General features: G+C 66.5%; 5 protein-coding genes. 3 read left to right on the forward strand and 2 right to left on the reverse strand.

Annotation, left to right across the window (positions count from 1 at the left end; translation table 11 throughout):
* On the forward strand, window positions 1-267 hold a 267-nt coding region (locus ACOJSF_RS09530), incomplete at its 5' end, for an FAD-dependent oxidoreductase (protein WP_420141975.1).
* Window positions 268-276: 9 nt separating this feature from the next.
* Window positions 277-474 carry a hypothetical protein gene (locus ACOJSF_RS09535; RefSeq protein ID WP_420141976.1) on the forward strand — a complete coding sequence of 66 codons (198 nt, stop codon included), beginning with the start codon at window positions 277-279 and terminating at the stop codon, window positions 472-474.
* A 37-nt stretch (window positions 475-511) separates the two neighbouring features.
* Here ACOJSF_RS09535 and ACOJSF_RS09540 read toward each other — a convergent pair whose 3' ends face one another.
* The gene (locus tag ACOJSF_RS09540) at window positions 512-2,584 is read right to left on the reverse strand and encodes a M13 family metallopeptidase (RefSeq protein WP_420141977.1); all 2,073 of its coding nucleotides are present in this window, start codon (window positions 2,582-2,584) and stop codon (window positions 512-514) included.
* 161 nt (window positions 2,585-2,745) lie between these two features.
* Here ACOJSF_RS09540 and ACOJSF_RS09545 point away from each other — a divergent pair, with 161 nt between their 5' ends.
* On the forward strand, window positions 2,746-3,519 hold the full coding sequence (locus ACOJSF_RS09545; RefSeq protein WP_420141978.1) for a PEPxxWA-CTERM sorting domain-containing protein: 774 nt from the start codon (window positions 2,746-2,748) through the stop codon (window positions 3,517-3,519).
* On the opposite strand, the gene ACOJSF_RS09550 is transcribed toward ACOJSF_RS09545, so the two are convergent.
* A complete protein-coding gene (locus ACOJSF_RS09550; protein ID WP_420141979.1) occupies window positions 3,479-4,801 on the reverse strand; it encodes a class II 3-deoxy-7-phosphoheptulonate synthase in 1,323 nt (440 codons plus the stop codon). The genes ACOJSF_RS09545 and ACOJSF_RS09550 overlap by 41 nt on opposite strands.
* Window positions 4,802-4,812: the final 11 nt, after the last annotated feature.

Genomic DNA, 4,812 nt, shown 5'->3' on the forward strand with positions numbered 1-4,812 from the left:
TTCGTCGCGATCGGGCATCATCCGCAGACCGAGATGTTCGGTGGCCAGCTTGAGCTCGACGAGGGCTATATCAAGGTGACGCCGGGCACCGCCAGGACGAGCGTGCCGGGCGTGTTCGCGTGCGGCGACGTGATGGACAAACATTATCGCCAGGCGATCACCGCCGCCGGCACGGGCTGCATGGCCGCGCTGGATGCCGAGCGGTTCCTGCAGGAGCAGGACTTTCCGGTGGCCGAGGACGTGCAAGAGGCCGTGGCGGCCGAATAAGCAGCGCGCATGCGGACGGTCGATGCGGAGGCGGCGGTCCGCCTCTATCACCTCGATAGCGACAGCGGGGCCACGACGACCTTGCTCTACGGCTCGCTCGCGCAGGCGCTTCAGCAGGCCGCGCTGGAGGCCGAAGCGATCCAGGAGGGTCTGTTCGTCCAGACCAGCAACGACGTCGTCGCCTATCTCGACCTGATCGGCGAGTGACGACGGCGGCGGGACGCCCCGCCGCCGCGCACCCGGCTTACCAGATCTTCACGCGATCAGCGGGCGCCAGATACAATTTCTCGCCCGGCGCGGCGCGGAACGCCCCGTACCAGGGGTCGAGATTGCGCACGACCGCCGCCCGCTCGGCCGAGGGCGCGTGGGGATCGGTCTTGAGCCGCTGGCGCAGATTGTTCTCGCGATAGCTGCGCCGCCAGACCTGCGCCCAGCCGAGGTAGAAGCGCTGGTCGCCCGACAGACCGTCGATCGTCGGCGCCGGCGTGCCGCCAAGCGACAGCTTGTAGGCATCGTAAGCCACGGTCAGGCCCGCGAGATCGGCGATATTCTCACCCAGCGTCAGGCTGCCGTTGACATGCTCGCCCGGCAGCGGCGTGTAGGCGTCATATTGCTTGACCAGCCGGTCGGTGAGCGACGTGAAGCGGGTCACGTCCGCCGGCGTCCACCAGTCGGCCAGCCGGCCGCTCGGGTCATACTTGCGGCCCTGGTCATCGAAATGGTGGCTGAGCTCATGCCCGATCACCGCGCCGATCCCGCCATAATTGACCGCCGGATCGGCCTTCGGGTCGAAGAAGGGCGGTTGCAGGATCGCTGCCGGGAAGACGATCTCGTTCCACACCGGGTTGGCATAGGCGTTGATCTCCATCGGCGTCATGAACCAGGCGCCACGATCGGCCTTCTTGCCGAGATAGGAACGCGAATAGTCCCAGTTGCTGGCCTTGGCGCGCGCGACATTGCCGATCAGGTCACCGCGATCGACCTTCAGCGCGCTATAATCGCGCCATTTGTCGGGATAGCCGATCTTGGGGGTAAAAGCGGCGAGCTTCTGCGCGGCCTTCGCCTTCGTCTCGGGCGTCATCCAGGACAGCTGGTCCAGGCGGGGCTTCCACGCCGCCAGGATGTTGCGGATCAGCTGGTCCGCCGCTGCCTTGGTTTCGGGCGGAAACCACTTGGCGACATAGGCTTGGCCGACCGCATCGCCCATGCCCGCCTTGGCCAGCGCGACGCCGCGCTTCCACCGGGGCAGATCGGCGGGCGTGCCGTTCAAAGCCTTGCCGTGGAAGGCAAAATGCGCCTCGCCGAAGGGCCGCGAGAGGTAGATCGCCGCGTCGTCGACCGTGTGGACCCACAGATAGTCCTTCAGCACGGCTAGCGGCGTTTCGGCGACGATCTTCGCCGCACCGGTGATCGCGGACGGCTGCGACACCAGGAAGCGCTGCTCGCGCGCGAAACCCGCCTGCGTTAGGAACGCGGCCCAGTCGACGCCGGGCGCGTTGCGATCCAGTTCGGCCCGCGTCCAGATATTGTAGGTCTTGTCGGCATCGCGGCTCTCGACGCGGGTCCATTGCGCGCGGGCGATCTTCGTCTCGAGGTCGAGGACCGCCTGCGCGCGGGTGGCCGCATCGCGCTCGCCGCCCAGCGTGAAGAGGCGGGTGAGGTAGGTGCGCGCATCGGTACGCGCCTCCGCCATCTTGGGATCGTCCGACAGATAATAATCGCGGTCTGGCAGCAACAGCTCGCCCTGGCGCAGGTTGACGATTGGCGTGTCGGGATCCTTGTCGTCGATCTGCACCGACGCCTTGATCGGGCCGAACGTGCTGACCTCACCATTCAGACCGCCGCTATCCCAGCTGCGCGACGCGCCGAGCGCGGCCATCACCCCGGCCTTGTCGCGAATAGCGGCAAGACGGGCGAGGGCAGGCTTGAGCGGCTCGATGCCTTTCCGCTCGATCGCGGCGGCGTCCATGTAGCTGGCGTAGAGATCACCGACCTTGTTACCCGGGCTCCGCGCTGCCGCCTGGAGGATGTCCACCGTGCGCGCCTGGCTCAGCTCTTCCAGCGCCGTGAACATGCCATAGTTTGACCGGTCGGGCGGGATCGGCGTCGCCTTCTCCCAAGCCCCGTTGGCGAAATGGTAGAAATCGTCCCCCGGTTTGATCGTGCGATCCATGCCGGCGAGGTCGAAACCGAAATCACCGTAGCTTGGGGTGGCCAGCCGGGCGGGGCTCGTATCGGGCTGATCGGCGGCGGGCGTCTGCGCCAGTGCAATGCCGGCGAACATGGTGCCGGCCAACAGAATGGAGATGCGCTTCATAACGTTCCTTGATCTCATGCGTGAAAAGGACGCTAGCCGTCGCCACGGCCGGCGCAAGCCCGCAGCGGCCTACGGCGCCGTCCGACCCTGATCTGACATATCGGCCAGCTATGCGCGGCATGGGTTGCCGCCACGGTAACTAATTCAAAGTAGGAGTTTTCATGCGCGTTGCCGCCCCCCTGATCGCCATTGCCCTGATGTCTGCAGGAAGCGCCGCAAGCGCCGCAGCTACGGTGCTGAACTTCGACGGCCTGCGCGGCCGCAACGGATCCACCGGTTATGTATACGGGCCATATAGCGAACAAGGTTACACGCTCAGCGCAAATCGCTGCTCGAACAGCAACACATGTTTCGTCACAACGGGAACGTCCCGCACGAGCCTCGACCGCGACGACGCCGCGCTGGTGAATTACCTTGGCTCGGCCGTATCGACGATCCGGCGGGCGGATGGCTCGGCGTTCATGCTCGATTCGCTCGATATGGCATCGAACTATGGCAACAGCAGCGGCTTCGGCCAGCCGACGCTCGGCGTCTGCTTCACCTTCGCCTTTGCCGATGGTAAGTCGCAAGTGGTCGACTACACGCTTGCGAATACGCCCGGCGAGTGGCTGATGGTCAACACGATCCAGTTCGACCTCGCGCCGCTGGTCTCCTTCAGCTGGACGCCCACCGCGAACAGCAGCGGTTTTGTGCAATTCGACAACGTCGCGCTAAGCGACGTTCCGGCGGCAGTTCCCGAGCCGGCAAGCTGGGCCGTCATGGTCGCCGGCTTCGGCATGGCCGGTGGCGCATTGCGCCGGCAGCCGCGCCCTGCAGCCAAAGCGGCGCCTGACACCCCACAGGCTCTGGCGTTCAGGAGAAACGCCAGAGCCTGCGATCATCGCCGTCGGTGGCTCAGGCGGCCGCCTTCTCCCGCTCGCGCATTTCCTGGTTGAGCATCTCGGCCAAGAGGAAGGCCAGTTCGATCGACTGGCTGGCATTGAGGCGCGGGTCGCAATGCGTGTGGTAGCGGTCGGCCAGCCCCTGCTCGGTCAATGCGATCGCGCCGCCCGTGCATTCGGTGACGTTCTGCCCGGTCATTTCGGCGTGGATGCCGCCGCCATGCGTCCCTTCGGCGCGATGCACCGCGAAGAATCCGCGCACTTCGGCCAGGATCCGGTCGAACGGGCGCGTTTTGTAGCCGTTGGCGGCCTTGACGACGTTGCCGTGCATCGGATCACAACTCCACACCACCGGCCGCCCTTCGCGCTTGACCGCGCGGACCAGCGAGGGAAGGTGCGCCTCGATCTTGTCGTGGCCGTAGCGCGTGATGAGCGTAATGCGGCCGGGCGACCGCGCCGGATCGAGCGTGTCGAGCAGGCGCAGTAGCATGTCGGGCTCGAGGCTCGGCCCGCATTTGATGCCGATCGGATTGCCGACGCCGCGCAGATATTCGACGTGCGCGCTGCCCTGGAAGCGCGTGCGATCGCCGATCCACAGCATGTGCGCGCTGGTATCGTACCAGTCGCCGGTCAGCGAATCCTGCCTGGTCAGCGCCTGCTCGTAGGGCAGGAGCAGCGCCTCATGGCTGGTATAGAAGCTCGTCGCGCGAAGCTGCGGCACGGTCTCGGGGCTGACCCCGCACGCCGCCATGAAGGACAGCGCCTCGCCGATCCGGTCGGCCAGCTGCTGGTACTGCGCGGCCCACGGGCTGCGGCCCATGAAGTCGAGCGTCCAGGCATGAACCTGCTGCAGATTGGCATAGCCGCCCTGCGCGAAGGCGCGCAGCAGGTTCAGCGTCGCCGCCGACTGGCTGTAGGCGCGGATCATCCGCTGCGGATCGGGGTTGCGCGCCTCGGGCGTGAAGGCGATGTCGTTGACGTTGTCGCCGCGATAGGAGGGGAGGCTGACGCCGTTCACCTCCTCCATCGGCGCGGAGCGCGGCTTGGCGAACTGGCCCGCCATGCGGCCGACCTTCACCACCGGCAGCTTCGACGCATAGGTCAGGACGACCGCCATCTGCAGCAGCACGCGGAACGTATCGCGGAGGTTGTTGGGGTGGAATTCGGCGAAGCTCTCGGCGCAGTCGCCGCCCTGGAGCAGGAAAGCCTTGCCCTCCGCCACCTGACCAAGCTCCTGCCGCAGCGCGCGTGCCTCGCCCGCGAAAACCAGCGGCGGAAACCGGCCGAGTTCGGTCTCGGCCGCGGCAAGCGCCGCCTGATCGGGATAGTCGGGCATCTGCCGCGCTT

The organism is Sphingomonas sp. (genome assembly GCF_048594985.1).
GTDB lineage: Bacteria > Pseudomonadota > Alphaproteobacteria > Sphingomonadales > Sphingomonadaceae > Sphingomonas_I.

Coding starts and splice junctions, on each gene's coding strand:
- ACOJSF_RS09540 (WP_420141977.1), bottom strand. CDS start 2,584: ATGAAGCGCATCTCCATTCTGTTGGCCGGCACCATGTTCGCCGGCATT.
- ACOJSF_RS09535 (WP_420141976.1), top strand. CDS start 277: ATGCGGACGGTCGATGCGGAGGCGGCGGTCCGCCTCTATCACCTCGAT.
- ACOJSF_RS09550 (WP_420141979.1), bottom strand. CDS start 4,801: ATGCCCGACTATCCCGATCAGGCGGCGCTTGCCGCGGCCGAGACCGAA.
- ACOJSF_RS09545 (WP_420141978.1), top strand. CDS start 2,746: ATGCGCGTTGCCGCCCCCCTGATCGCCATTGCCCTGATGTCTGCAGGA.